This is a genomic window from Streptomyces sp. VRA16 Mangrove soil, assembly GCF_017377775.1.
Classification (GTDB): domain Bacteria; phylum Actinomycetota; class Actinomycetes; order Streptomycetales; family Streptomycetaceae; genus Streptomyces.
The window spans coordinates 48,254-74,601 of the sequence record NZ_JAFVLN010000026.1; the positions used below are offsets into that span (position 1 = coordinate 48,254).

Annotated in this window: 18 protein-coding genes; 6 read left to right on the forward strand and 12 right to left on the reverse strand. The window is 74.4% G+C overall.

Features of this window, described 5'->3' with window-relative positions; all coding sequences use genetic code 11:
* Positions 1 to 242: 242 nt before the first annotated feature.
* From J3486_RS40925 to J3486_RS40950, 6 genes are all read right to left on the reverse strand, one after another.
* Positions 243 to 1,406, reverse strand: a complete 1,164-nt coding sequence (locus J3486_RS40925; RefSeq protein ID WP_207829182.1) for a glycosyltransferase — start codon at positions 1,404 to 1,406, stop codon at positions 243 to 245.
* The gene (locus J3486_RS44850) at positions 1,406 to 4,165 is read right to left on the reverse strand and encodes a CDP-glycerol glycerophosphotransferase family protein (RefSeq protein ID WP_207829183.1); all 2,760 of its coding nucleotides are present in this window, start codon (positions 4,163 to 4,165) and stop codon (positions 1,406 to 1,408) included. Before J3486_RS44850 ends, J3486_RS40925 begins: the two co-directional genes overlap by 1 nt.
* The gene (locus tag J3486_RS40935) at positions 4,162 to 7,671 is read right to left on the reverse strand and encodes a bifunctional glycosyltransferase/CDP-glycerol:glycerophosphate glycerophosphotransferase (protein ID WP_207829184.1); all 3,510 of its coding nucleotides are present in this window, start codon (positions 7,669 to 7,671) and stop codon (positions 4,162 to 4,164) included. Before J3486_RS40935 ends, J3486_RS44850 begins: the two co-directional genes overlap by 4 nt.
* A 170-nt stretch (positions 7,672 to 7,841) precedes the next feature.
* Complete coding sequence (locus tag J3486_RS40940) at positions 7,842 to 8,972, reverse strand: acyltransferase (protein WP_207829185.1); 1,131 nt, start codon at positions 8,970 to 8,972, stop codon at positions 7,842 to 7,844.
* On the reverse strand, positions 8,969 to 10,846 hold the full coding sequence (locus J3486_RS40945) for a hypothetical protein (RefSeq protein ID WP_207829186.1): 1,878 nt from the start codon (positions 10,844 to 10,846) through the stop codon (positions 8,969 to 8,971). The genes J3486_RS40940 and J3486_RS40945 overlap by 4 nt, the downstream gene beginning before the upstream one ends.
* 74 nt (positions 10,847 to 10,920) lie before the next feature.
* A complete protein-coding gene (locus J3486_RS40950) occupies positions 10,921 to 12,489 on the reverse strand; it encodes a glycosyltransferase (RefSeq protein WP_207829187.1) in 1,569 nt (522 codons plus the stop codon).
* 40 nt (positions 12,490 to 12,529) lie between these two features.
* Here J3486_RS40950 and J3486_RS40955 point away from each other — a divergent pair, with 40 nt between their 5' ends.
* Together J3486_RS40955 and J3486_RS40960 are read left to right on the forward strand one after the other, a co-directional pair.
* Positions 12,530 to 13,168 carry an acyltransferase gene (locus tag J3486_RS40955; protein WP_207829188.1) on the forward strand — a complete coding sequence of 213 codons (639 nt, stop codon included), beginning with the start codon at positions 12,530 to 12,532 and terminating at the stop codon, positions 13,166 to 13,168.
* A 16-nt stretch (positions 13,169 to 13,184) separates the two neighbouring features.
* Positions 13,185 to 13,817 carry a LysE family translocator gene (locus J3486_RS40960; protein ID WP_207829190.1) on the forward strand — a complete coding sequence of 211 codons (633 nt, stop codon included), beginning with the start codon at positions 13,185 to 13,187 and terminating at the stop codon, positions 13,815 to 13,817.
* 7 nt (positions 13,818 to 13,824) lie between these two features.
* Here J3486_RS40960 and J3486_RS40965 read toward each other — a convergent pair whose 3' ends face one another.
* Together J3486_RS40965 and J3486_RS40970 are read right to left on the reverse strand one after the other, a co-directional pair.
* Positions 13,825 to 15,120: a nucleotide sugar dehydrogenase gene (locus J3486_RS40965; RefSeq protein ID WP_207829191.1), complete on the reverse strand. Its 1,296-nt coding sequence runs from the start codon at positions 15,118 to 15,120 to the stop codon at positions 13,825 to 13,827.
* A gap of 2 nt (positions 15,121 to 15,122) precedes the next feature.
* Entirely contained in the window at positions 15,123 to 16,688 is a 1,566-nt protein-coding gene (locus tag J3486_RS40970; RefSeq protein WP_307805158.1) for a glycosyltransferase family 4 protein, read from the reverse strand.
* Between the two features lie 212 nt (positions 16,689 to 16,900).
* On the opposite strand from J3486_RS40970, the gene J3486_RS40975 reads away from it, so the two are divergent.
* The gene (locus J3486_RS40975) at positions 16,901 to 18,376 is read left to right on the forward strand and encodes a glycosyltransferase (RefSeq protein WP_207829192.1); all 1,476 of its coding nucleotides are present in this window, start codon (positions 16,901 to 16,903) and stop codon (positions 18,374 to 18,376) included.
* 25 nt (positions 18,377 to 18,401) lie between these two features.
* Here the strand turns inward: J3486_RS40975 and J3486_RS40980 are convergent, their stop codons facing one another.
* From J3486_RS40980 to J3486_RS40995, 4 genes are all read right to left on the reverse strand, one after another.
* Complete coding sequence (locus tag J3486_RS40980; RefSeq protein ID WP_207829193.1) at positions 18,402 to 19,427, reverse strand: Gfo/Idh/MocA family protein; 1,026 nt, start codon at positions 19,425 to 19,427, stop codon at positions 18,402 to 18,404.
* Positions 19,427 to 20,518, reverse strand: coding sequence for a DegT/DnrJ/EryC1/StrS aminotransferase family protein (locus tag J3486_RS40985; RefSeq protein WP_207829194.1), 1,092 nt, complete (start codon positions 20,516 to 20,518; stop codon positions 19,427 to 19,429). Before J3486_RS40985 ends, J3486_RS40980 begins: the two co-directional genes overlap by 1 nt.
* 133 nt (positions 20,519 to 20,651) lie before the next feature.
* Positions 20,652 to 22,259, reverse strand: a complete 1,608-nt coding sequence (locus J3486_RS40990) for a glycosyltransferase family 39 protein (protein ID WP_207829195.1) — start codon at positions 22,257 to 22,259, stop codon at positions 20,652 to 20,654.
* Between the two features lie 94 nt (positions 22,260 to 22,353).
* Positions 22,354 to 22,767, reverse strand: a complete 414-nt coding sequence (locus J3486_RS40995) for an organic hydroperoxide resistance protein (RefSeq protein ID WP_207829196.1) — start codon at positions 22,765 to 22,767, stop codon at positions 22,354 to 22,356.
* 152 nt (positions 22,768 to 22,919) lie between these two features.
* Between J3486_RS40995 and J3486_RS41000 the strand changes: the two genes are divergently transcribed.
* The 3 genes from J3486_RS41000 to J3486_RS41010 are packed head-to-tail and all read left to right on the forward strand — an operon-like array spanning position 22,920 to position 26,272.
* On the forward strand, positions 22,920 to 23,366 hold the full coding sequence (locus J3486_RS41000) for a MarR family winged helix-turn-helix transcriptional regulator (protein ID WP_207829197.1): 447 nt from the start codon (positions 22,920 to 22,922) through the stop codon (positions 23,364 to 23,366).
* A 33-nt stretch (positions 23,367 to 23,399) separates the two neighbouring features.
* Entirely contained in the window at positions 23,400 to 24,614 is a 1,215-nt protein-coding gene (locus tag J3486_RS41005) for a glycosyltransferase 87 family protein (protein WP_374194830.1), read from the forward strand.
* A gap of 47 nt (positions 24,615 to 24,661) precedes the next feature.
* Positions 24,662 to 26,272 carry a glycosyltransferase family 2 protein gene (locus J3486_RS41010; protein ID WP_207829199.1) on the forward strand — a complete coding sequence of 537 codons (1,611 nt, stop codon included), beginning with the start codon at positions 24,662 to 24,664 and terminating at the stop codon, positions 26,270 to 26,272.
* Positions 26,273 to 26,348 lie beyond the last annotated feature (76 nt).

The following is a 26,348-nucleotide window of genomic DNA, read 5'->3' on the forward strand; positions in this document are numbered from 1 at the left end:
GCTGCGGCCGTGCCCCGTCGCACGCGCGGCTGCGGCCGTGCCCCGTCGCACGCGCGGCTGTGGCCGTGCCCCGTAGGGGCGCGGGGAACTGCGCGACCAGCCCCCACCGGGCCTGCACCCGGCGATGGTGCGACCGCGCCGAGCTGGAGGCCGGTTGGAGCGCTCACCCCGCGCCGGGGTGCCGCCTTGCCCACCCTGCCGCCCATGGCGGCAGATTGCCCAAGGCAAGGGGCCCGGCGGGGTTATCGCTCCAGGAGGGCGAACAGGTCCTGCCACATGTCCAGGACCCGTTGCTCCGAGAAGCGTTGGACGTTGGTGCGGGCGCGGGTGCCCAGGGCGTCGCGCAGGCGGGGGTTGCCGGTCAGGCGGAGGAGCCGGTCGGCCAGGGCGTCGATGTCACCGAGCGGCGCCAGCAACCCGTCCTCGCCGTCGCGGATGATCTCCCGCACACCCGGCGCACAGTCGAACGCCGCGCACGGCACCGCACTGGCCATCGCCTCCATGAGCGCGAGCGGAAACCCCTCGCCCCGCGACGACTGCACGAAGACGGAGGAGGCGGCGAGCGCGGCGGGCACGTCGTCGGTGCGGCCCCGCCACCGCACGCTGCCGTCGAGCCCCAGCTCGGCGCACTGCCGGCGCAGTTCGGGCTCGTCGGTACCGGCGCCGTACAGGTGCAGCTCCCAGTCCGGCCGGTGCGGAGCGACCCGCGCCCAGGTGTCGAGGAGCATGTCGACCCCCTTCTGGTCGGCGAGCCGCCCGATGGAACAGACCGTCTTCGCCGTGCGCGGGGAGGGCACGGCGGGCAGGTGAGCGAGGGCGTTGGGCATGAAGCCCACGTTGTCCATGCCCTCGGCGGTCCAGATGTCGGCGTCCTCCTGGGTGAGGGCGAGCCAGTGATCGACGTGCGGGTAGTGCCGCTTCACCCAGTGGTAGCGGTGGCAGGCGCGCGAGTACGCGAACGACTCGTGGCTCATGCCGATGACCATGAGGTGCGAGGTGTCGATCTCGCGCAGCCACTCCATGGGCCACACCTGCGTGACGATGACGACCGAGCCGGGCCGGGCCGCGCCCAGGATCGCGTCGAGCTCGGCGACGGCCGCCTTCTTGGCGGCGATCCGGCGGGCCTCCCGGCGCCGCGCGGGCACGCTGAACCGGCGTCGGCCGCGCATCGGCCGGGCGGTGAGCGGATGCGCGGGGTACAGCGCGGTCACCGGGTAGTCGGGTTCCTCGGGCACCGCCATCTTCAGGTCGGCCCGGTGCACGCCGATGACATGCACCCGGTGCCCGGCGGACCGGAACAGCCGGGCCATCTGATGGGTCCAGGCGGTGACGCCGCCCAGCTCGTCCGTGGAGTTGGCGACGAGGAAGAGGTCCCGCTCCCGGGTCCGTACACCGGCCGTCGTCATCACTTGCCCGCCTTTCGCGTGAAGAGGGCGTCGACGACGGCGCGGGCGGCGCCCCCGTCGTCGTACGTCCCGAACTCGGCGGCGAACGCGCGCCGCGCCTCCTGCCACTCGGCGTCGCTCTCCTTGACCCGGCCGAGCGTGCGGTGCAGTGCGTCCTGCGTCTCGACGACCGGTCCCCCGGCCCGCGCCCGCAGGTCGAAGTAGCTGCCGCGTTCGGCGGTGTACCGGTCGAGGTCGGGTGCGAAGTGCACGATCGGCCGGTCCAGGAGCGCGTAGTCGAACATGATCGACGAGTAGTCCGTGATCAACACGTCGGCGAGACAGAGCAGCTCGCTCACGTCGTGGTGGGCCGAGACGTCGTGGACGGTTCCGTACGGCGTGACCGGCAGGCTCGCCGCCTCCATGTAGTGGGCCCGCACGAGGAGGACGTGGGTGTCGCCGAAGCGCTCCGCGAACCGGCCCACGTCCAGCAGGAGTTGGGCCTTCTTGTTCGTCTTCGGGGTGCCGCGGAACGTGGGGGCGTACAGGACGACCGTCTTGTGGTCGGGGATACCGAGCTCGGCGGCGAGGGCCGGGCGCGGGAAGCGGCCCTCGCGCTCGTCGCGTTCGCGGGCGGCCACGAGCCGGTCGTTGCGCGGGTAGCCGATGCGCATCAGCCGGTCCTCGGGGATGCGGTAGGCGCGCGCGAGCGTGTCGACGTCGTGCTCGGAGCGGACGAGGAACTTGTCGAACCGGCCCACGGCGCGCATGAGTTGTTCGCGCTGCGGGGCGTTCTGCGTCTTGTGGCGGATCTCGTCGTAGCCCATCCGCTTGTACGCGGAGCCGTGCCAGGTCTGCAGGTACGTGGTGTGCTCCGGCTTGTCGAGGGCGTGCGGGAAGCCCTGGTTGTCGACCCACCACTCGGCGCGCGCGAGCGCCCACAGATACCGCCAGGACCAGCGGCGCACCAGCGTGGCGTCCTGGGGGAAGCCGTCGCGGCTCGTCGCGTACGACCACACGACGCGGGCGCCGCGCCGCCGGGCCGTCAGCTCTTCGTGGACGGCCCGCGGGCTGTCGCCGTAGCACTTGCCCATGTGGCTCTCGAAGACGACCGTGCCGCGGCTGACGGGCAGCCGGCGCAGCACATGCCGGTAGACGCTCGTCTTGGTGCGCCGGGAGTGCAGGGCCGCGTACTTCTTGGCCGCCTTCTTCCAGCTCCGCTTGAGCACGCGGGCCGGGCGGAAGGTGGTGGCGTACCGGGCGAGGGCGTTGGCCTTGCGGGCGAGGCGCCGCTTGGGCAGCAGACAGACGGCGAGGTGGTGGCCCGCGGTGACGTACGGCTGCCAGGTGTCGGCGGTGAGCCGGGACAGCCGCGGCCGGGCGGGGAGCGCGGTCGCCCTGGTGTCGACAGCGTCCTTCTCCGCGAACAGGTCGAGCGGCGGCAGGTGTTCGCCGTCGACGGTGAGCAGCAGCCGCGGGTCCCAGTTGCGGTCGCCGATGCCGCGCGGGCGCAGGATCCTGGTGAGCGGCACACTGGCGCGCCACACGATGTGCTCGCCCTTGAGGCGGACGTCGTCGACGGGCACGCGCACGCCGTCGCCGCCGGCGCCGCGCGGCTTGAGCGCGAGGTCCGCGGTGAGGGTCGTGGCGCGCTCGCCGTCGAACAGGCCGAGCGGGGCGACGACCCGCCCCTTGATGACGAGCCGGCCGCCCTCGCGCAGGCACCGGGTGACCTTGGCGAGCGGCTTGAGCCCGCTCAACGGGCGGTGCTGGCAGCCGAGTTCGGTGATGTCGTAGGTCGCCGTGGTGTGTGCGGCGCTCCAGTACACGCGGCCGTCGCGGCCCACCGGCGGGACGACGACGGTGCCGGGCCGCTCCAGCGCGTACGCGGCGGCGAGCACCCCCTCGGCGTCGCCGTCGGCGAGCAGGGCGACGGCGACCCGCTCCAGGGCGGGCAGCTCGCGCAGGGCGCTCTCGGAGATCAGTCCGTCGAGCAGCCCGGCGTACTCGACGGCGAGTTCGGTCCGCCGGGTGCGGTCGAGGCCGAGGAAGGCGCGGGCGCACGGCAGCACATGGTCGGCGAGGAAGGCGCGGGCGCGGGCGCCGCGCAGCTCGGCGTCGGGCAGCACGGCGAGCGCGTGGCGCTGGGCGACGGCCGCGGCCCGCAGACCCTCGCGGGGGTCGGGGGCGGCGGGCCGGCGGGTGATCAGGTTGGGGACGAGGGCGATCCGGCGGGCGGCGAGGGCCAGGTCGACGCCCGCCGCGCCCGGGTTCCAGCGGGTGCGGCGCACCGCGCAGCCCGCGTCGAGCGCGTCCCGCGTCACCAGCTCGGGGGCCTCGGCCACCCCGGTGACCACCCGGGACCTGCCGTACAGGTCGGCCTGCCACTCGGGTGCCCGCTCCTTGGCGCCGGGTCCGGTCGGCCGGGTCCAGCGGCCCGCGACCAGGTCGGCGTCGGTGCGCCGGGCGGCGGCGAACAGGTTGCGGCAGGCGTTGCGCTCCAGGCGCTCGCCCGGCGCGAGGGGCAGGACGAAGGTGCCGCGGGGCGCGCCGGTCCGCACCCGGTGCGGGTGGTCGGCGGCGAGTGCGGCGCCCGCGTCGCCGACGCCGTCGCCGACGAGCGCGGCCTCGGTGCCGGCGAGGGTCTGGTCGAGCACCGAGCGGACGGTCTCCCGCAGCCGCGCCGGGTCCGTGCCCGCGGGGCAGTCGACGACGACGCTGACGTCGAAGAGCTCGGCGTCCTGGGCCGCGGTGGAGGCCGCGGGGAGGAAGGCGCTCATCGGCCGGCCCCGTTCGCCTCGTGGGCGAGCATCGCGTCGGCGACCTGCGCGGCGGCGGTGCCGTCGTCCAGGTCGCAGAACGCCTCGCGGAACCGCTGGTAGGCCTCGCGGTGCCCGGCGACGGCGGCGTCCGCGTCGAGCAGCGCCGCGATCACCTCGTCGCTGGTGCGCAGCAGCGGGCCCGGGGACTGCGCGGCGAAGTCGAAGTAGAAGCCGCGCAGGCTGTCCCGGTAGTGGTCGAGGTCGTAGGTGTGGAAGAGCATCGGGCGGCCCGTCTGGGCGAAGTCGAACATCATCGAGGAGTAGTCCGTCACCAGCACGTCGGCGATCAGGAGGAGTTCGGCGGCGTCGGGGTGCCGGGAGACGTCCCGTACGAAGTCGGAGACGGGCACGGTGCCGCCGACGAGGTAGTGGCGGCGCACGAGGAGCACGTGGTCGTCGCCGAGGGCGGCCTCGGCCGCGGTCAGGTCGAGCTGGAGGTCGAGTCCGTACCGGCCCGCGCTGCGCGGCTGGTTCTCGCGCCAGGTCGGGGCGTACAGGATGACCCGCCGGTCGTCGGGGATGCCGAGCCGGTCGCGCACAGAGGCGGCGAGTTTGTCGCGGTCGGGCGCGTGCAGCACGTCGTTGCGGGGATAGCCGGAGGCGAGGACGTCGCCGGTGTAGCCGAAGGCGCCGCGCAGCACCGGGGTGGCGAAGCTGTTCGGGGAGACGAGCAGCGACCACTGGTCGGCGCGGGCCGGCAGCGTCGCGATGTACTTCGGGTCGGCGGACGCGGAGCCGAGCAGGTCGCGGCCGATGCGCTTGAGCGGGGTGCCGTGCCAGGTCTGCACGACGTACTGGCCCTCGGCGCGCTCGAACCAGTCGGGCAGATGGGTGTTGGTGACGATGTAGCGGCAGCGGGCGAGGGCCTCGTACCACTCGGTGCTCCACAGGGCGACCGGCGTGACGCCCGGCGGCACGTCGACCTGCTGGTCGCGGACGACCCAGAGGTGTTCGAGGCGGGTGTCACGGGCGGCCAGTTCCTCGTGCACGGCGCGCGGCGAGTCCGAGTACTGGCGGCCGTCGAAGCTGGCGTGCAGGACGGCGTCGCGGCGCGGCAGGGTGCGCTGGGCGGCGTACCGCTCGCGCAGCGCGGCCTGGGCGCCGCGGCCCCGGTCGGGCTCGGGCAGGGCGGAGCCGGAGGCGAGCACGAGGTGGTAGTGGTCGCGGCGGCGCACGGTGAACTCGCGGCCGCGCAGGGTCCGTACGAGGGGCAGTTCGGCGTGCCGGGCGGGCGCGACGAGCACCGGCACCCGCCGGTCCGGGTCACTGTCGCCGGGTTCCCGCAGGAACAGCCGCCAGGCGCCCTCGGCCAGCGGCAGGACGCCCGCGGGACCGTCGACCGCGTGCGGCCGCACGACGGCCTCGAAGCGGCCGTCGGCGAGCAGCACCGGCAGCACGGCCTCCTCGTCGTGGCCGCCGTGCACCAGGACCAGCTCCCGGCGCCCTGCGGCCGGGTAGCTGCCCGCGAGCAGCAGATGTCCGGGCTCGCGGCAGTCGGCGCACACCCGGCAGGCGCTGCCCTCGCCGCACTCCTCCCAGCGGACGGTGTCGACGACGGGCCGTACGGTCTGATCGCGCAGTTCGGTGTTGCCGTGCGGGTTGGCGAGGACCATTAGTTCCCGGCCGCCGCCGAGCCCGTAGCGGCCGGGCGCGATGTCGGAGCGCACCGGCAGCACGACCGGGGTGCCGTCGGCGCGCAGCAGACTGACGCCCCAGGGGTCGGCCGCCTCCGTCGACCCGCCGAACAGGGACAGCGGGACGGTGGCGGTGAAGGTCCGTCCGTCGACGGCGGCGGGCAGGGTGTGGGACTCCTTGGTGCGCCAGTTCTCGACGGTCACCGAGACGACGTCGGTCGGGGCGCCCGGCGCCAACTCGCCTTTCAAGGTGACCAGTTCACCGTCGCACTCGTGGCCGGTGAGCCGCGCCCGGGTGCGCTCGGTCCGCAGCCGCAGCCGTCCGCCGCTGAGCGTGGGCACGATCCGCAGGAAGTCGTCGAGGTCGCGGACCGGCACCGGGCACGGGCCGCTCATCCGCACCGGCCCGGTGCGCGGCAGCAGCCCGCCCGCGTACGCGCCGAACTCCAGGTTCCAGGTGGTGCTGGCGCGCCCCGTGACCAGCCTGGCCGGGTCGACGACGGTCTCGAACCCGGCCCTGTCGTAGTTGTGCAGGCCCTGCTTGGAGGCGAGCGTGGCCTCGCGGGCGCGCACGGTGCGCAGCCGCAGCGGCACGGCCCGCCGCCTGCCCGCGCGCAGCCAGGCGACGCGGGCGCGGGCGGCGAGCCGTCCTGCGGGCAGGTTGCGGATGTACGCGTAGCCCTTGAGCCGCAGTTTGCCGTCGTCGTCCCAGGCGGCGTGGGTGACCTTGGCGTCGAGCGGCAGGTCCGCCTTGCCGAGCCCCGTCACGCTGCGCGGCAGCCGCCGTTCCAGGACGGGGAAGTCGGCGCGCCGGCCGCGCAGCCCGCGCCGGGCACGGAAGGCGCCCGGGTGCGCCTTCTCGTGGGCCATGAAGGCGAGCAGTTCGGACATCCGGCGCTCGCGGATCAGCCGCCAGCGCACGCGCAGGGCGAGCGGCAGCTCGTCGAGGATGCCCGGATCGACGCTGTCCGCATAGGAGTTGGCGTGGTCGAGGAACGCCTCGTGGTAGGCGGCGTCGCCGTCGGGCAGGGCCTCCATGAACATCCACAGATCGCCGGAGATCACCGACTCGTCGTAGCGCCGTTTGCCCTCGCGCCATTCGGGCCGGGTGGCGAGCAGCCGGCTGACGGAGGCGCAGGACTCGGTGCGGTCGTGGATCGCGCGCGGGACGGCGCGCTTGTTGGAGATGGATCCCTCGCGGTCGCGCCAGAGATAGACGGTGTCGGCCAGGACATCGACACGCCGGGCCCGGAAGTGCGCGGGCAGCACGACGGGGATGTCCTCGAAGAGCACCCCTTCGGGGAAGGCGAGCTCGTACTGCTCCCAGAAGTCGCGCCGGAACACCTTGTTGCAGGCGATGCGGTCGGCGAGCAGGTCCCAGTCCCGGGTGACGTGGGTGCCGGTGCGGGTCGTGGCCATCACCTTGCGGAACATGGGCGACTGGGCCGTCGTGCCGTCGGCGCGCAGCCGGAACACATTGCCGGTGACGAAGTCGGAGCCGGACTCCTCCAGGGTGTCCAGCATCAGCGCGTACGCGGTCTCGGGGATCACGTCGTCGCTGTCGACGAAGGCGAGGTGGCCGCCGGTCGCGTGCCGTACGCCGGCGTTGCGGGCGGCGCCGAGTCCCGCGTTGGCCTGCTCGACGAGCCGGAACCGGGCGTCGTCGGCGGCGAACCGGCGCGCGATGTCCCCGCTGCCGTCGGTGGAGCCGTCGTCGACCATCACGATCTCCAGGTCACGCATGGTCTGCGCCGCGAGCGACTCCAGGCAGGCGCCCAGGTAGTCCTCGACGTTGTAGATGGGGACGACGACGGTGAGTCGGGGTGTCATGCGCGGCGCACATTCCTTCCGGACAACGGCGGTGACTGAGTGAGCTGGCGGTGGCTCACTCGTGAACAACAGGTGCCGCCGCGCCCGGTCACCCGTTCTGGGCCATTCGAGTGATCACGCCCCGGCCCCCGTGCCACGGGACACGGGGGCCGGTGGTCCACTGCCGCGCCCTACGGGGAGCGGCGTCCGGTGAGTGCGCGCCGCGCGGGCTCCTCGACGTACCGGTACGCGGCCCAGGACAGGGCGACGACCACGGTCGCGACGCCGATCAGCACGAAGACGTTCTGGTTGCCGGGGGCGGCCTGTCCCCAGTGGTCCAGGATCAGCCGGTTCACGGTCTGGTGCAGCAGATAGAAGGCGTACGACCAGGCGCCGAGCCGCATCATCAGCGGCGTGCAGAGCCAGCCGCGCTCGCCGGCCCGCTCGCGCTGCACGTGGGCGACGATCAGCAGGGCGGAGAAGAGCGCCACCAACGGCCGCACGGTGGCGGCGAGTTGCACGGCCACGGCGTGGTCGAACCGCTGGTCCCGATGCACGTGGACGACGGTGTACGAGGCGAAGAGCACGGCGAGGACCGCCGGGCGGGGCCGCAGCGACAGGCCGCGCCCGACGGCCAGGGCGAGGGCGGTGCCGAGCGCGAACTCGGGGAGCCGGGCCAGTGGATTGCGCATCAGCCACTCCGCGTGGAACGGCGAAAGGTGCGTGAGCGCCCAGGAGTTGACGGCCGCCATGGCGACGAGCCCGGCGGCCGCGAGCGCGAGCAGGGTGCGGGTGCGCAGCCGGTAGGCGCCGCGGATCACGAGCGGGAAGAGCAGATAGAAGAACGCCTCGACGCTCAGCGTCCAGGAGACCCCGTTGCCCGGGAACATCGGGACGACGCCGGGGAACCAGGTCTGCACGAGGAAGACGGAGGCGAGGAAGCTGGGCAGGTCCCAGGGGACGCCGCCCCACACGTGGAAGACCCAGATGCAGGGCACGGTGGCGGCGAGGTGCAGCGGGACGATACGGGCGACGCGCCGCCAGTAGAAGACGCGGGCGGGGGTTCCGGCGCGGTGGCCCCAGGCGAGCAGGAAGCCGGACAGGACGAAGAAGAACCCGACGCCGTTGACGCCCATCGTCGAGTACGGGAACAGGGCGGGGGTGTGGGCGACGCCGCCCGTGGCACCGGCGCCGGTGAAGTGATGCGTGAACACGGCGAACGCGGCGAGGAAGCGCAGCCCGGTGAGGGAGTCCAGGCGGTCGGCCCGGCGGACGCGGGTGCGGGGGCGCGGAGTCTGCGGCGGGACGAGGAGCGAGGTCATCGGGCCGCCTTCCAGGAGGCGGGCGCGAAGGGGGCGTCGGGGCTCGGGGCGGGAGCCAGCGGGGCCAGAGGAAGGGGACGGGCCGGGGCCACCCCGTGCGGGGGCGTCGGCCTGGGGCCGGTCTCGCCCGGGGCGTCCGGGGCGGGGGCCGGACGCAGCGCCTGCCCGGCGGCCCCGGACGGCGGCACCAGACGGGCCCCGCAGTCGCCCAGCCGGCCCCGCTCCTGGTGCTTCTCGTGCCGCATGCGGTCGATCACGGGCCGGGCCCAGGAGCGGACCGCGGCGATGCGGCGGGCGCCGCCGGGGACGGCGGAGGCCAGGACGTAGTCGCCGCCGTTCTCCTCGCGGTACAGCGGGACGTAGCCGGCCGCGGTGAGGCGGGCGCGGGTCAGCCCCGACCTGCCGGGCCAGGCGGCGTGGACGTGCAGCAGTGCGGGGCGCACCTCGCGCAGGACGTAGTGGACGAGGGCCGCCCTGTCCCGGGCGGCGTAGGCGTCGGCGATCCTGCGGTCGGTGAGCCCGGCGAGGTCGACGACCTTGAGCCGGGTGGTGAGCAGGGTGCCGCCGAGGTCGGGCAGGGCGACGGTGGCTCCGGGGCGCAGGCCGAGCCGGTCGGCGTACGCGTCGAAGGTGCGGCCGTAGCGGTCGGCGACCCAGCACATGGACAGGGTCGGCTCGTGGGTGAACTCCCGGTTGTGGGCGGCCTGTCCGGTGAGCGACAGGGTCAGCGCACCGGCCACCCCGCAGCCGACGAGCACGCGTCCGCGCGCCCGCGTGCCGGTCCACACGGCGGTGCCGGCGAGCGCGGCGACGGCCGAACCGAGCACCCACACCGGCGTCGCGAACCGGTACAGCGGCATCCAGTCGGGCGCCAGCGCGCCGAAGGCGATCAGGGCGAGGGCGAGCGGGACGCAGAGCGTGCCGAGCACGCGCCGGGCCGGACCCGGCCGGGCCGCGACCAGGCCCGCGCAGCCCACGCCGACGAGGACGAGCGCCCAGCCGGCGTACCCGAGCAGGTCGCCGACCTTCGCCAGTTCCTCCGGTTCCGGGGCCTGCTGGGACTTGGCCACGGCCGTGTTGGGGACCCACAGGCCGAACACGGAGTGCCGCCACAGGAGGAAGAGGCCGTAACAGGCGCCGAAGGCCGAGCAGTTGAGGAGCCCGTCGCGGACGGCGCCGCGCTGCCTGCGCAGCAGCACGGTGAGCGGGTACGCGGCGGCGAGGACGGCGCCGTCGGGGCGGGTCAGCGCGGCGGCCAGGGCGAGAGCGGCGGCCCCGAGCGCGGCACGCGGCCCTGGCCGGCCGCGGGCGAGCAGCAGGGCGAGCGCGGCGGCGCACAGCCCGTACAGGGCGTTCTCCAGGCCGGAGAACGCCCACACGACGTAGGAGAGGTTCGCCGCGAGGAGCGCGCCGGTGGCGAGGACGACGATCCAGGCCCGGCGCCCCACGGCGACCCGGGCCGCGCCGCCGACGCACGCCAGCGTCCCGGCGACGCAGCCGAGGGCGAGCGCCTTCGGGAAGAGCACGAGGTCGCTCACCCCGGACCAGGCGCCGCGGTCGAAGAGGCCGAGGGCCCGCCCGACCAGGAGGAGCAGCAGCCAGGCCGGGTTGGAGTACCCCTCGACGGGACCGGCCCCGGCCTGCTGCACGGGACCGAGCCCCTCCCCCAGGCTGCGGACGTAGGCGAAGGTGACGGCGGCGTCGTCGACGATCCACTGCCCGAGGGCGGTGGCCCGCAGGCCGACGAGGGCGGTGCCGGCGAGGACGGCGGCGGGCAGGACCCACCGCGGGGCGGCGGCGGAGGAGGAGGTGGGGGCGGGGGCCCGGCGGGTCGCGGGGACGCTCGGGCCGGGCGGGACGTGGGGACGGCTCAAGATCTTCATCCCAGGCCCAACACCGCCGCCCGCGCTCGGTCACTTGTACTGGCCCACCCGGGTGACCCGGCGCCTCAGGCGTCGTCCTGATCACCGGGGCGCAGCCGGCGGGCGAGCCCCTTCGCCAGCTGGCGGGCGGCGACCGGGGCCACGGCGAGCGTCATCGCGCCGTTCCGCTCCGGGCGCGGCGCGACGACGTAGGCGCGGGTGCGGTGCCAGTGGCGGCGCGCGGGCGGCACGACCGGGAGCGGGATGTCGTGCGTGACGCCGAGGGCGCGCACGCTCAGCCGCACGGTCTGCGCCGGGACCGGCCGCTGCCCGCGGGGGAACAGTCCGGCGACGGGCAGCGCGACCCGGATGAGCGTGCCCTGCTCGCGGCAGTCCAGCTCGACGGCGGCGGGCTGCCCCTGCGCCGTGCCGTCGACGACGACGCACTCCGCGCCGAAGGCCGCGAGGTCGGGCAGCGAGCTGGACGTGACGATGCGCAGCCCGGTGTCGTCCCACCGCACGTCGGCGGGGGCCAGGAACTGTCCGGCCCAGGCGCTGCGCGTCTCGGCCGTGATGTCGAACCACTCGTCGGGCAGGCCGAGTTCGGGATCGCGGAAGCAGGGGTGGGCGGCGTACGCGCGCTCGCCCTCCAGGTGCAGCGGCGGCTGCGGGTGGCGTACGACGTCCAGCAGGGCCTGTGTGGCGCCCCGTTCGGCGAGCCGCATCAGCAGCCGCTGGCGCCGGTCGAGCTTGCGCAGCGCGTAGTCGCTGCCGTACTTGCGCATGAGCGCGCCGAGCCCCTCGCAGACGGTCCGCTGTTCCTCGTCGCTCAGTTCGAGCAGTTCGGGCGCGACGAGCGGGGCCAGCTCCCAGGTGGTGTGCCGCTGGTTGATCCAGTCGCGGCCGCGTCCGGGTTCGGTCATCCGCTCGGTGAGGGCCATGATCGCGGTGGTGGCGCGCAGCCGGTCGACCATCCGGTGCCGGAAGGTGACGTTGCTGTCGTCCTCGCGGCGCACGGCGAAGTAGTAGTCGTAGTCGGCGAGTACGGAGATCCGCGCGGCCCGGAAGCACGCCTCCAGCGTGAACGGCTGGTCGCTGAGGACGGGGTACTCCTCCGGGTAGCGCAGCCCGTGCCGCTCGATCAGTTCGCGGCGGAACAGCTTGGTGTTGGACAGCGCCCAGGGCAGCGCCGAGTCCTCGAGGCGCACGTCGTCCTGGGAGGACTTGAAGACGGCGCGGGGCACGGTGCGTCCGTTGACCCCGACCATGCGGCCCAGCACGACGTCGGACTCCAGCCGGTCGGCGGCGTCGACGAGCCGCTCCAGCGCCTCGGGCCCGAGCCGGTCGTCGGCGCCGACGAAGAACACGTACCGGCCGCGTGCCAGGTCGAGGGCCCGGTTGCTCGGCGCGGCGGGGCCGCCGGAGTTGGGCTGGTGCACCACGGTGAAGACGTCGGGGTGCAGTCCGGCGAACCGGTCGAGCTCCTTCTCGCCGCCGTCCGTCGACCCGTCGTCGACCGCGATGATCTCCATCCGCCCGTCGAGACCGATGGTCTGCCCGACGAGCGAGGTGAGGCACTCCGTGAGGTACGGCATCGTGTTGTAGACGGCGACGACGACGCTGACATCCGGCGTACGGCCGGGAATGTTCTGCATGCCATGCAAACGACCGACCGCGCCGCTCGTTGCACAGTTCATGACGACAACGACCGCTTCAGCCCCGACCGCCCGAACCGCCGTCCGGATCGCGGACGGCGCCCAGGTCCATGACTCCGTGACCCTCGGATCCGGCACCTGCGTCTGGGAGTTGGCCCAGATCCGGGAGGGCGCGACGCTCGGCGAGGGGTGCGTGGTGGGGCGCGGCGCGTACATCGGCACGGGGGTCAGCGTCGGCACGCACGTGAAGATCCAGAACCATGCGCTGGTCTACGAGCCCGCGACCCTCGCCGACGGCGTCTTCGTCGGCCCCGCGGTCGTCCTCACCAACGACCACAACCCGCGGGCGGTCGGTGTGGACGGCGCGCTGAAGTCGGCGTCGGACTGGGAACCGGTCGGCGTGACGGTCGAGGAGGGCGCCTCGCTGGGGGCCAGGTCGGTGTGTGTGGCGCCGGTACGGGTGGGCCGCTGGGCGATGGTCGCGGCGGGCGCGGTGGTCACCCGTGACGTGCCGGACTTCGCGCTCGTGGCCGGGGTGCCGGCGCGGCGGATCGGCTGGGTGGGCCGGGCCGGGGAGCGGCTGGCCGAGCGGGCGGACGGCACCTGGGAGTGCCCGCGCACGGGCGCCCGCTACGCGGAGTCTCCCGAGGGCCGCCTCACCGAGCTCGGACCCGCATGACTTACGCTGGCCTTCCATGGCAACAAGCACCGCACTCTGGTCCTTCGCCCTGGTCGTGGGGCTCCTCACCCTCACTCCCGGACTCGACACCGCCCTGATCCTGCGCACCGCGGCCCTCGGCCACCGCAGACGCGCCTGGGGCGTCGTCCTCGGCATCCAGACCGGCACCCTGCTGTGGGGCGCGCTGAGCGCCCTCGGCGTGACGGCCCTGCTCACCGCCTCCCACCTCGCGTACGAGATCCTGCGCTGGGCCGGTGCCGCGTACCTGGTGTGGCTGGGTGCGCGGATGCTGTACGCGACGTTCCGGGGCCGCCCGGCGCCAGAGCCGGAGGAGCCGAGGGCCGGGGCGGACTCGCTGCGCTCCGGCTGGCGCCAGGGCACGCTCACCAACGTCCTCAACCCGAAGATGGGCGCCTTCTACGTCGCGATGCTCCCGCAGTTCGTGCCCGCGGGCACGAACCACTTCGCGATGGGTCTCGCCCTGGCCTGCGTGCACGTGGCACTGGGCCTGCTCTGGTCGACGGTGCTCATCGGGTGCGCGCACATCCTGCGGGGATGGCTGCGGCGCCCCCGCGCCCGCCGGGTCCTGGACCGGGTGACGGGCACGGTGATCGCCGTGTTCGGGATGCGGCTCGCGTTCGGCGAGTGACCGCGCGCTACTCGGCGACGGGCGCGCCCAGCACGATCCGGCACGCCCCCGGCCAGCGCGCGGGGTCGGTGATCCGCCGCCCGTCGACCAGCACCCGCACCCCGGGCAGGTCGGCGATCCCCAGCTCGGCGTAGTCCGCGTGGTCGGCCTGCACGACGGCGGCCGTCACGTCCTGCCCGGCGTACGGGGTGAGCCCCAGCTCGGCCAGCTCCTCGTCGGTGTACAGCGGATCGGCGACGTACGGCACGGCGCCCGCCGAGCGCAGCGCGCCCACCACCCCGAACACCCCGGAGAACGCGGTCTCCTTGACGCCGCCCCGGTAGGCGGCGCCGAGCACGAGCACCTCGGCCCCCGCCAGGTCCCCGTACGCCTCCGCGAGCCGGGTGACCGCGTACCCGGGCATCGCGGCGTTGGCCTCGCGCGCCGCGCGCACGACCGTCGCCTCGGGGTCGTTCCACAGGTACATCCGCGGATAGACCGGGATGCAGTGCCCGCCCACCGCGATGCCGGGCCGGTGGATGTGGCTGTAGGGCTGGGAGTTGCACGCCTCGATGACCTTGAGGACGTCGATCCCGGCGCGGTCGGCGAACCGCGCGAACTGGTTGGCGAGCCCGATGTTCACGTCCCGGTACGTCGTCTCGGCGAGCTTGGCCAGCTCCGCCGCCTCGGCCGAGCCGAGGTCCCAGACGCCGTTGGGGTGCGGCAGTTCGTCGCGTACGTCGAAGTCGAGGACGGACTCGTAGAACTCGACGCCGGCCCGCGCCGACGCCACGTCGAGGCCGCCGACCAGCTTCGGGTAGCGGCGCAGATCGCTGAACACCCGCCCGGTCAGCACCCGTTCGGGGCTGAAGACGAGGCTGAAGTCCCGCCCGGCCCGCAGCCCGGAGCCCTCTTCCAGCATGGGCGCCCAGCGGGTGCGGGTGGTGCCGACGGGCAGGGTCGTCTCGTACGACACCAGCGTGCCGGGCCGCAGGCCGCGGGCCACCTCCTTGGTGGCGGCGTCCATCCAGCCGAAGTCCGGGGCGCCGTCGGCGTCGACGTACAGCGGGACGACGAGCACGACGGCCTGTGCCGCGGCGACGGCCTCCGCCGTCTCGGTCGTGGCCCTCAGCCTCCCTTCCGTGACGGCCTTCTTGAGCCGCGGCCCGAGGTCGTGCTCGCCGGGGAAGGGCTCGACGCCGTCGTTCACCAGGGTCACGACGCGTTCGTCGACGTCGGCGCCGACGACCTCGTGCCCCTTGGCGGCGAACTGGACGGCCAGCGGAAGACCGATCTTGCCGAGGGCTACTACGCAGATGCGCATGGCTACTTGCCTCCAGAGACAGCGGTGATCGTCGACGCGGCGGGGACCGCGTCCGGCAGGAGTCGGCGGTAGACACCGTCGAGCACCTCGGCCTGCGCCTCCCAGGTCCAGGAGTCGAGGAGGCCGGGGGTGTCGTAGGCGGCGCGGTAGCGGCCGGGGTCGGCGAGCACCGCGCGCACGGCGCGCACGAAGTCGCCGGTGTCCTCGGCGCGGAACACCTCGCCCTGCCCGTTCTCGCGCACCGCGGCCGCCATCGTCCGCACGTCGCTGACGACGATGGGCAGCCGGGCGTGCGCGTACTCCATGAACTTGGTGATGAGTGCGAGTTCGTGGTTGGGCCAGTGGTGGATCGGGATGAGGCCTACGTCGGCGCCGGAGAGGAAGTCGACGACCTGCCAGTGCGGGACGTACGGGAGCACGTGCAGCCGGTCGGCGACGCCGAGTTCGGCGGCCCGGACGAGCAGCCCCTTGATGTAGGCGCTCCTGGGCGCGAGGACGACGAACGCGGCGTGCACGTCGGGCAGTTGCGGCAGCGCCTCGACGATCGTGCGCAGGCCCCGCTGCTCGGCCGCCGCGCCGCTGTACACGACGAGCGGGGTCCCGGCCCCGATCCCGCACAGGGCGCGCAGGTCGGGCGCGGGTTCACCGGCGTCCTCCGCCGCGGGCCCGCCACCGGGGGCGTTGAGCACCACGGCGGGCGGTTCGGCCAGCCGGTGGTCGTGCCGGAGCAGTTCGGCGAGTGTGCCGGAGACCGTCACGACGGCGTCCGCGTACGGCGCGTACTCGCGCTCGTGCGCCACGTGCGCGGCCATCCAACGGGCGTTGTCCGAGCGGGGCTTGATGCCGGGGAGGTACTCGTGCGCGTCCCAGACGAGCTTCACCGTGTGCCCCTTGGCGCGGGCGCGGGCCACGGCACGGGCGCCGACCCCGATCATCCGGAAGTCGTTGGCGTGGATGAGGTCGGGCCGCAGCTTGTCGATGGTGGGGCCGAACGTGAACTCGTAGTCCCACAGGTACGGTTCGAGCCTGCGCCAGGCCCGGACGCCCATCAGGGTGCGCACGCCCCGGGCCCACAGCCGGTCCGCGGGGCCGTCGAGTCGGCGGCGCGCCGCGCGGGCCCGGATCAGCTGGCGCTGGCGCAGCAGGGTCCAGCTCATCATCAGGCGGGCGGCGAGGCGTCGTACCCGCAGGGCGCGGCCCTCCGCCGCGCACCGCGCCTGGAGGTCGGCACTCCACGCCTTGGCCCGGGCCACCCGGTGGGCGTCGATGCCGCCCGGCCGGTACGCCAGCGGGTGGCGCAGGGCCGGACGGCGGAACTCGTGCGGGCGGCCGTGCAGCAGCTTGTTCGTGGGCAGGAGCCGGACGTCCGCCTCGCCCAGCTTCCAGTTGCGGTGCTTGCGGTCGGCGGAGATCCCGAGGAGGGTCACCTGCCAGCCGGCGTCCGCCATCGAGCGGGCGGTCTTCTGGACGCGGGAGTCGCCGTGGACGCCGTTGTCGACGAGCATGACGACCCGGCGGCCCCTGCCCTCGGTCGGTGCCGTCTGATCGGGGGCGGAGTGTGATCGCACGCTGGGTCCCTTTGCCTGGTCTGCCTGGTGAGTTCGTCTTGGGCTCGTCGGGTGCCAGGGTCCGGGCATGTGGCGTGCCACGGCGTCCGTCCGGCTCGGGAGCCCCTGCACGTGCCCCCCGTTCGGGGCAACGAACCGCCCGGTTCCACGGCAACGCCGCGTCACCCGGATGGCCCCGCGCCGCCCGCCCGGGGTCGCTCGTTCGGCAGTGCATGAAGTCTCTGCTCCACCGGATCCTCGGACCGCGCCCGGCCCCCGCTCCGTCGCCCGCACCCACCCCGGAGGACACCGTCCGGAGCGAACTCGCCGCGGGCCGGGAGCCCGCCGCGCTCGGCCGGGTGCTCACCGATCTGCTCGGCCGTGCCGACGCCGCCCACGGCCGCGGGGAGCACACCGAGGCGGCCCGGCACGCCGCGCGGGCCCTGGAACTGGGCGGCCACCGGGTGCTCCACTTCGACCGGTACAGCTCGCCGCTCGCGCAGGATCCGCACGGGTTCACGGAGCCGTTGCGGGGCAGCGCGGTGCTGCGCGCGGTCGCGGCGCCGCGCGGCCGGTCCGCGCCTGCCGCCGCGCCGCCCGCGGACCGTCCCCACCGGCTGCTGCTGCTGACCCGCGGCAACGCCAACTTCCTGCCGCGGATCCGGTCCCACTTCGAGGCCAGGCCCGACACGGAGGTGCGCTTCGTCGACCTGGCGGCGCCGCTGCTGCGCACGCCCATGGCGCGCCCCGAGCGCCTCATCGAGCATGTCCTGCGCGGGAGTTCGCCGCCTCCGCGGGAGCTGGAGGCCGGCCTGCGCCCGCTGCTCGACTGGGCCGACACGGTCTGGGTGGAGTGGTGCACGGCGGCGGCCGCGCTGGTCACCCTCCTCGATCCGGGGACCACGCGCGTCGTGGTGCGCCTGCACCGGTTCGAGACGTTCACCCAGTGGCCGCACCTGGTGGACTTCTCCCGCGTCGACGACCTGGTCTTCGTCTCCGGGCACCTGCGCGAGCTGACCGAGTCGGTGCTGCCCCGGCTCACCGGGCCCGGCGGGCCGCGCCGGCACGTCCTGCCGAACGCCGTCGCCCTGCGCGGTTTCGACCGGCCCAAGAAGGATGCGGCCCGCTTCACCCTCGCCCTGGTCGGCATCGGCGGTCCGGTCAAGGACCCGGGCTGGGCGATCGAGGTGCTGCGGCTGCTGCGCGCCGAGGACCCGCGCTACCGGCTGCTCCTCGTCGGCAAGCAGGGCGATCCCGACGTGAGCGCCGCCACCCGCCGGCATCACGACGCGCTGGAGCGCGAGCTCCGCGACCCGGCGCTGCGCGATGCCGTGCACCTAACGGGCCATCGGGACGACGTGGCCGAGGTCCTGACCGAGGTCGGCACCCTGCTGAGCTCCTCGGTCTGCGAGAGCTTCCACTGCGCCGTGCTGGAGGGCGCGGCGAGCGGCGCCCTGCCCGTCGTGCGCGACTGGCCGTTCTTCGCGGGCCGCCCGCAGGGCGCCCGCACGCTCTTCCCCGCGGACTGGGTGGTCGGCTCTCCGCGCGCGGCGGCGGACCGCATCCTCGGTGCGACGGCCACCGAGGAGGGCTGGCGCGCCGCGGGCGCGGCGGCTGCCGCCTACACGCTGGGCCGTTGGGACTGGCCCGTGGTGCGGGAGTCCTACGACCGGCTGCTAGGGCTCGACCCCGCCCGCAGCGCGGACTGAGCGCGAAGGGGCGGGGCCGGCGGGGTCACGCCCGGACCGGTGCCCTGCGCGCTCCCGGCAGCCGTACCGACACCCGTTCCCGCGCCGACTCCAGGACGGCCGCCGCGACCTCCACGGTCCGCAGGCCCTCGCGGAGGGTGACGATGCCGGTGGCCTCCTTGCCCCCGACGGCGTCGCGGAACCGCTCGTGCTCCACGAGCAGCGGTTCGCGCTTGGGGGTCGCGAAGCGGATCATGTCGCCCTCGCTGACCCCGCGGAAGGCGGCCAGCGCCTCCCACTCGGTGGCGACGGCGCCGTTGGCGTAGTGGGTGAGGTCGGCGGTGAGGGTGTCGGCGACGAAGCAGCCGCGCTCCCCCGTCACCGCCGTGAAGCGCTCCTTCAGCGGGCTGAGCCAGTTGACGAGGTGGCTGACCAGGGTGCCGTCGGTCAGGTCGCCGGTCACCGTGACCATGTCCTCGTGCTCACGGCCCGACTTGGACAGGGTGCGGGCCGAGAGCGAGGCGTACTCCTGTCCCGTGACCCAGCCGGTGAGGTCGATGTCGTGCGTGGCGAGGTCCTTGACGACGCCGACATCGGCGATGCGGTGCGGGAAGGGGCCCTGGCGGCGGGTCACCACCTGGTACACCTCGCCGAGCTCCCCGGCCTCCAGGCGTGAACGCAGGCTCTGCAGCGCGGGGTTGAAGCGCTCGATGTGGCCGACGCCGGCCACCAGGCCCTGCGACGCGAAGGCGTCGACCAGGCGGCGGGCCGCGACCACGGAGTGCGCGAGGGGCTTCTCGACGAGGGCGCAGACGCCGTGCGCGGCCAGCGCCATGCCGACCTCTTCGTGGAACGCCGTGGGGCAGGCCACGACGGCGTAGTCGAGGTGCAGGGCGAGCAGTTCGTCGAGCGAGCGGAGCACCGGGGTGCCGCTCGGGAGGGTGCCGCCCGCCGGGTCCGTCGCGGCGACGAAGTCGACGCCGTCGAGCAGGCTGAGGACCCGGGCGTGGTTGCGGCCCATGGCGCCGAGGCCGATCAGTCCGGCCCGCAGCCGGTTCGGGGAGTCGCTCATCACAGGCTCCCCACGACGGATTCGACCGCTTCCGCGACCCGTTCGACCTCGGTGTCGGTGAGCGTCGGGTGGACAGGCAGCGCGAGGACCTCGGCGGCGGCCCGTTCGGTCTCGGGCAGCCGGTCGCCGGTGGAGTAGGGCGCGAGGCGGTGGATGGGGGTGGGGTAGTAGACGGCGCTGCCGATGCCGAGTGCCGCCAACTCCCTCTGCACGGTGTCCCGTTCGGGCACACGGATGACGTACTGGTGGTAGACGTGCCGGGCGCCGTCCGCGACGTACGGCGTCGTGACCGCCCCGGCGGTGATGAGGGCGTCGAGGCGCTTGGCGTGGGCGCGGCGGCGCTCGGTCCAGGTGGCGAGGCTCGCGAGCTGGACCCGGCCGACGGCGGCGTTCACGTCGGTCATCCGCAGGTTGGCGCCGACGATCTCGTTGGCGTACCGCTCCTCCATGCCCTGGTTGCGCAACAGGCGCAGGGTGCGGGCGAGTTCGGGGTCGGCGGTGGTGACCATGCCGCCTTCGAGGGCGTGCATGTTCTTCGTCGGGTAGAAGCTGAAGCAGCCCGCGGCGCCGTGCGCGCCGGCCGGGCGGGCGTGCAGGGCCGCGCCGTGCGCCTGGCAGGCGTCCTCGACGACGGCGAGGCCGTGCCGTTCGGCGAGCGGGGTCAGCTCGTCCATGGCGGCGGGGTGGCCGTACAGGTGGACCGGCATGATCGCCGCCGTGCGCGGGCCGATCAGCGCGGCCACCGCGCGCGGGTCCAGGCAGTACGTGCGCGGGTCGATGTCGGCGAAGACCGGCTCGGCCCCGACCAGGCGGACGGCGTTCGCGGTGGCGGCGAAGGAGAACGAGGGGACGATCACCTCATCGCCGCCGCCGATGCCCAGCGCGAGCAGTGTCAAGTGCAGTGCGGAGGTGCCGGAGTTGACGGCGACGCACGAGCGTCCTTCGACGAGGGCGGCGAACTCCTCCTCGAACGCGGCGACTTCAGGGCCCTGCACGACCCGGCCGCTGCGCAGTACGCGTACGGCGGCCTGAATCTCGTTCTCCCCGATGACCGGGCGTGCGGGCGGGATCGGTGCGGGAGCCCCGCTCATGAACATCACTCCGTCCGGAGGTGACAACTTGGCGGGGGTCCAACTCCCTTACGCGGACGGGAGTTTTCCGGCTCTTTACGCAATCACCCCATTGGCCGAAGCGGCGCGGCGGGCGTTGCGGGCCGGGCGCGCCTCAGTCCACCGAACACTGCGGCGCGGGCCCGTCCACCCGTTCGTACAGGCGCAGCACCGCGCTCTTGCGCTTCACCTCGCGGCGCAGCACGAAGTCCCGGCTCAGGAGGGTGAGTTTGGCGCGCTCGACGGGGCTGCGGCGGGGCCAGTCGGTGCGGCCGCGCATGAACTCGCCGTCGATCACCGCCCACACATGGTCCAGGCACTCCATGCGGTCGGCGAGGACCTCGGGGCGGACGTCGACGCCGTAGAGGGTGGCGGAGGCGGCCGCGGGGACGGCGAGGGAGACGTCGCGGGTGCCGGTGACGGACGCCGGGTAGGCCAGGGCGAGGCGGCGCACCGGCAGCGGGAGGTAGAGCACGGGGTCGCCGGGGCGCACGTGGTGGGCGACGGCGCGGGCCACCGCCCCGTAGTCGTCGCGGCGGCCCGCGGGCAGCCGTTCCCATTCCTGGGCCGGGAGCTGGAGCACGAGGAAGAGGGCGGCGAGCGCGGCGCCGCAGACGGCCGTGAGCGGGTGGGACGGGAGTCCGGGGCGCAGCAGGCGTCCGGCCGCCGACGCGAGGACCTCGGTGCCCGCCGCCACGAGCAGCGGTAGCCCGGCGAACGCGAAGAAGACGTAGCGCTGCGAGTACACCGGGTGGATCTGGGAGGCGAGCAGGAGCAGCGCGGGCGGCAGCACGGCCAGCGGGAGCGCCACGGCGACGAGCCCGGACGGCTGCCCGGGGCGGGGCGCGGGCGGCCGGGAGACGGCGAACGCGACGAGCGCGAACGTGCCCGCGTACACCAGGGCGGGCTGTCCGGCGGCGCGCTCCAGCAGGTCCTGGACGTCGAGCCAGCCGGGCCGCCAGATCCAGTCGACCTGGCCGCTCTGGGTGGTGGCCACCGCGGCGAGCGGCAGCAGGAGCAGCACGGCGGCGAAGGAGGCGAGCGCCCAGCCGCGCCACACGGCCCGGCGCGCGCGGGCGGCGGCCAGCGTGACGGCGTGCGCGACGAGCAGCAGCACCGCGAACTCGTGCAGCCACGCCGTGACCGTGACCGCGGCGCCGTACGCGCACCAGACCGCGCGTCCCGGCCGGGCGGCGGCACGCAGGAGCAGCAGGGTCGCGGCGAGCGCGCCCGCGGCGACGAGCGCGTACGAGCGGCCCTCCTGGGCGTAGTGCGCGGTGAACGGCGCGACCGCGAAGAGCAGTCCGGCCCACAGGCCGACCCGCGGCCGCACCAGGCGGGTGCCGATCTCGGCGACCAGGCAGGCGGCCGCGACGGCGCCGAGCACCGACGGCAGCCGGAGCATCACCTCGCCCGGGTGCAGCGCGAGCAGGAAGTGCATCAGCAGGTAGTACAGGCCGTGCACGACGTCCACCGTGCCGAGGGTGCGCAGCAGGTCGGGCAGGGAGCGCTGGGCGACGAAGAACGTGGCGGTCTCGTCGCGCCACATGCTCCCCCGGTCCACGCCCCACAGCCCGAGGCCGAGCATCACGGCGCCGGGCACCACGACCGCGAGGACGCGGGCCGGCCCCGCGCCCGCGGTGCGGGCCGTGGCGCGGGCCGGTCCTGCGGCGGTCGCCGTCGTACGGACGCGGTCGGCCACGGAGGGGGGAGTCTGCAGCATGCGACGAGCTTGTACGACTGGATGACCGATCCCGGCGCGGCAGTGGCCCGTGCCGCGCAAAGTCACCCGTTCAGAAACCCGGGGCGGCCGGGTGTCACTCGATGACGAGCTCCACGTCGATGTTGCCGCGCGTCGCGTTCGAGTACGGGCAGACCTGGTGCGCCTGCTCGACCAGCTTGCGGCCCGTCTCGGCGTCGACCGTGTCGGGCAGCTCGACGCGGAGCACGACGGCGAGGCCGAAGCCCTCGCCCTGCTTGCCGATGGAGACCTCGGCGGTGACCGCCGCGTCGGCGACGTCCACCTTCGCGGCGCGGCCGACGAGGCCGAGCGCACTGCCGAAACAGGCGGCGTAACCGGCGGCGAAGAGCTGCTCCGGGTTCGAGCCCTGGCCGTTGCCGCCCATCGACGTGGGGATGCCCAGCTGGAGGTCGATGACGCCGTCGGAGGAGACGGCGCGGCCGTCACGGCCGTGGGTGGCGGTGGCGACGGCGGTGTAGAGGGCGTCCATGGCGAGTCCTGCCTCTCGGTTGGTTCGGTACGGGTCCGGCGGGCCCGCGGAGTCCGGTGGCCCGGTGACTCCGGTGGTCCCGTCGACCCCTCAAGTAGAGCACGCAATTCAATTGTGCACAACTAAATGACGCGACGGACTACCCTGGAGGCATGGCCAGTGACGACTACCTCCGCCTCGACCGGCAGATCTGCTTCTCCCTGAACGCCGCGTCCCGCGCGTTCGGCGGCGTCTACCGCACGCTCCTCAAGGACCTGGGCCTCACCTATCCCCAGTACCTGGTGATGCTCGCGCTGTGGGAGGAGCCCGAGGGGCTGCCCGTCAAGCGCCTCGGTGAGCGCCTCCGGCTCGACTCGGGGACGCTGTCGCCACTGCTCAAGCGGCTGGAGGCGAACGGCCTGGTGCGCCGGGAGCGCAGCACGCGCGACGAGCGCTCGGTGGTCGTCACGCTCACCGACGAGGGGGCCGCCCTCAAGCAGCGCGCCCGCGCGGTCCCGAAGAAGATCGCCGAGGCGACCGGGTTCGAGCTGGCCGAGATCGAGGACCTGCGCACACGGCTCAACCGATTGACCGAGGCCCTGGACGGCGCGGACATTTAGCGAGCGCATTTACGGGACATACCCTCCCGAAGCGTGACACTGGACATCAAGCCGAGACCCACGTCCCCCATCGTCGCCACCTGGGTCAGGCCGGGCCCGCTGGCCCGCGCCGCCCTCCCGGCCACCTGGCTGCTCACCCGCGCCGGCATGGTCCTGCTCCTGATGTGGGACGGGCTCGGCGCCGGCGGGGTGGCCCGCGAGGCGCACGGGCTCTACGCCCGCTGGTACGGGGTCCTCTCGCACGGCACGTTCCCCTCCGGCGACCCGCTGTGGCAGTACCCGCCGGGCGCGGGACCCGTGCTGCTCGCGCCCGGACTGATCCCGGGCCTCACGTACTTCCAGGCGTTCGTGACGCTGACCCTCGCCACGGACGCGCTCGTCACGTACGTCCTCGCGCGCGGCGGCCGCGAGGCGCGCGGCGCCTGGCTGTGGGTGGCGGGGCTGCCGCTGCTCCTGCACCTGCCGCTCGCCCGCTACGACGTCCAGGTCACCGCGTTCGCCGTCCTCGCCCTGCTCGCCTTCGCCAACTCGCCGCGCACGGCGGGCGTGTTCGCGGCGCTCGGCGCCCTGGTGAAGGTGTGGCCCGCGCTGGCCCTCATCGGCGCGCCCCGGGGACGGGCGACGCGCGAGGCGTGGGGCGCGGCGCTCGCCTCCGCGGCCGCACTGCTCGCGCTCCTCGCCGTCGCCTTCGACGCGCCGTTCGCGTTCCTGCGCGAGCAGGGCGCGCGCGGGGTGCAGATCGAATCGCTCGGCGGCACCGGCCTGATGATCGCGCGGCACTTCGGCTGGCCGGGCCAGGTCCGGTACCGCTACGGGGCGTTCGAGTTCGTCGGGCCGCACGTCGAGCTGGTCGCGGCGGTCTCGCTCGGCCTGACCGTCGCGGCCTTCGGGGTGCTGCTGTGGTGGCGGGCGCGGGCCCGTGTGTGGTCGGAGGCGACGCCGTACGACGCCGCGCTGTGCGCCGTGCTGATGTTCACCGTCACCAGCCGCGTGATCAGCCCGCAGTACCTGGTCTGGCTGCTCGGCCTCGCCGCCGTCTGCCTCACCTCCCGGTACACGACGCAGCGTCCGGTGGCCTGGCTGGTGCTCGCGGCGGCGGCGCTCAGCGCGCTCGCGTACCCGGTGCTCTACGCGGAGGTGATGGCCGGCACCTGGACCGGCTGCGCGGTGATGGGCGCACGCAACGCCCTTCTCCTCGGAGGGGTTCTGGTGTCGTTCCGTTCCCTGTGGAAAGCCACGAAAAAGTAAAACTTCCGGCTTACCGGACATTTAACAGAAACCCCTAAGATTCACCTGTGGAGACCTCGCCAGACCCATCCGTCACGCCTGCCTCCGTCACCGTCGTCGTCATCGGCTACGACGACGCCGCCCATGTCACCGAAGCGGTGCATTCGGCACTGGCCCAGGGGCCCGCGGTGGCCGAGGTCATCGCGGTCGACGACTGCTCGACGGACGACAGCGGCGCCCTGCTGGACCGACTCGCCGCGCTCGAACCCCGCCTGACGGTGGTGCACCGCGAGGTCAACAGCGGTGGCTGCGGCACCCCCCGCAACGACGGGATCGCGCGCGCCGCGTCCCCGTACCTGATGTTCCTGGACAGCGACGACGTGCTGCCGCCGGGCGCGGTGGACGCCCTGCTCGGCGCGGCGCTCCGGCACGACGCCGAGGTCGCCGCCGGGCTGTGCGTGCGGCGCGAACTCCCGTCCGGGCGCGAGGTGCCGTGGCAGCCGGAGCTGTACGCGCAGGCCGCCGTCGTCCCCCACCCCGCGCGCCGCCGGCACCTGGTCCGCGACACGCTCTGCGTCAACAAGCTGTACCGGACGGACTTTCTGCGCGCGCACGACATCCGCTTCCCCGACGGGCGGTTCGTCTACGAGGACTTCGTGTTCACGGCGCGGGTGCTGGCCGCGGGCCCGCGCCTGGCGCTGGTCCCCGACCCCGTCTACATCTGGCACGTCCGCCGCTCCGCCGACCGCCTCTCGCTCTCCCTCGACCGGTCCGGCATCGACAACTGGCAGGCCAGGATCGACGCCCACCGCACGGCCGTCGACATCCTGCGGGGCGCGGAGCAGAAGCGGCTCGTCCAGGCGGCGCGCGCCCACTTCCTCGATCACTCGCTGCGCATGTACGCGCGTGAACTCGACCGGCGCGAGCCCGAGTACCGCGCCGAGTGGTGGACCAGGACCCGCGCCTACCTGGACACCTTCGACACCGTCGACTTCGATCTTGCGCCCGCGCCCGGCCGGGTCGTCGGCCGTCTCGTGCAGGCCACCGGCGCACCCCGCGACCTGCCCCGCGTCAAGGAGCTAGCCGCCCGCCCGGCCCGGCTCCTTCCCCCCTACGCGTACGCGCCCGACGGCACGCCCGCCTGGTCGGCCGACCTGCCGCAGGTCACCCTCGACCATCTGCTGCACCGGCCGATACGGCTGCTCCCGGTCGCGGTCGACGGCGAGTTGCGCCCCAGCCCGCGCGGCACCCGGCTGACCCTGCGGATGCACGAGCTGTACGGCCGGGTCGCCGACGCGGGCCCGCGCGCGGTCGACGTCGAACTCGTCGACCGGCAGCGCGACGTCCCCGTGCAGCGGCGCACCGCCGCCCTCACCGCGCAGCCCGACGGGCAGTGGACCGCGACGGTCCCCCTCGACCTCTCCGCGCTGGGCCGCCCCGGCACCTGGGACATCCGGCTGCGGCTGCGGTTCGCCGACGGCACCCACCGCGACACCACCGCGCACGCCGTGCGCCGCCCGGGGCTGCTGCGCCGCGTCGCCGTCCCGAGCCGCCGCCACGGGGTGCTGCTCGCCCAGCCGTACGCCACCCACTCCGGCGCCCTCGCGCTGCGCACGGCGGCGGGGCCGAGCGGGGTGTGGTCGGTGGTGCGGCGCAGGGCCTCGCGGCTGCTTCACTGACCGCTCCAGGGGGCAGCCTTCCCGGGACGCGGGACCGTTCGTACCGTTCCACCTTTTCCGTATGAGGGGATCTCAC

What these genes read in the sequence shown, in the direction of transcription:
- J3486_RS40925 (WP_207829182.1), bottom strand. Translation starts at nt 1,406, where the DNA reads ATGACGACGGCCGGTGTACGGACCCGGGAGCGGGACCTCTTCCTCGTC.
- J3486_RS44850 (WP_207829183.1), bottom strand. Translation starts at nt 4,165, where the DNA reads ATGAGCGCCTTCCTCCCCGCGGCCTCCACCGCGGCCCAGGACGCCGAG.
- J3486_RS40935 (WP_207829184.1), bottom strand. Translation starts at nt 7,671, where the DNA reads ATGACACCCCGACTCACCGTCGTCGTCCCCATCTACAACGTCGAGGAC.
- J3486_RS40940 (WP_207829185.1), bottom strand. Translation starts at nt 8,972, where the DNA reads ATGACCTCGCTCCTCGTCCCGCCGCAGACTCCGCGCCCCCGCACCCGC.
- J3486_RS40950 (WP_207829187.1), bottom strand. Translation starts at nt 12,489, where the DNA reads ATGCAGAACATTCCCGGCCGTACGCCGGATGTCAGCGTCGTCGTCGCC.
- J3486_RS40955 (WP_207829188.1), top strand. Translation starts at nt 12,530, where the DNA reads ATGACGACAACGACCGCTTCAGCCCCGACCGCCCGAACCGCCGTCCGG.
- J3486_RS40960 (WP_207829190.1), top strand. Translation starts at nt 13,185, where the DNA reads ATGGCAACAAGCACCGCACTCTGGTCCTTCGCCCTGGTCGTGGGGCTC.
- J3486_RS40965 (WP_207829191.1), bottom strand. Translation starts at nt 15,120, where the DNA reads ATGCGCATCTGCGTAGTAGCCCTCGGCAAGATCGGTCTTCCGCTGGCC.
- J3486_RS40975 (WP_207829192.1), top strand. Translation starts at nt 16,901, where the DNA reads ATGAAGTCTCTGCTCCACCGGATCCTCGGACCGCGCCCGGCCCCCGCT.
- J3486_RS40980 (WP_207829193.1), bottom strand. Translation starts at nt 19,427, where the DNA reads ATGAGCGACTCCCCGAACCGGCTGCGGGCCGGACTGATCGGCCTCGGC.
- J3486_RS40985 (WP_207829194.1), bottom strand. Translation starts at nt 20,518, where the DNA reads ATGAGCGGGGCTCCCGCACCGATCCCGCCCGCACGCCCGGTCATCGGG.
- J3486_RS40990 (WP_207829195.1), bottom strand. Translation starts at nt 22,259, where the DNA reads ATGCTGCAGACTCCCCCCTCCGTGGCCGACCGCGTCCGTACGACGGCG.
- J3486_RS40995 (WP_207829196.1), bottom strand. Translation starts at nt 22,767, where the DNA reads ATGGACGCCCTCTACACCGCCGTCGCCACCGCCACCCACGGCCGTGAC.
- J3486_RS41000 (WP_207829197.1), top strand. Translation starts at nt 22,920, where the DNA reads ATGGCCAGTGACGACTACCTCCGCCTCGACCGGCAGATCTGCTTCTCC.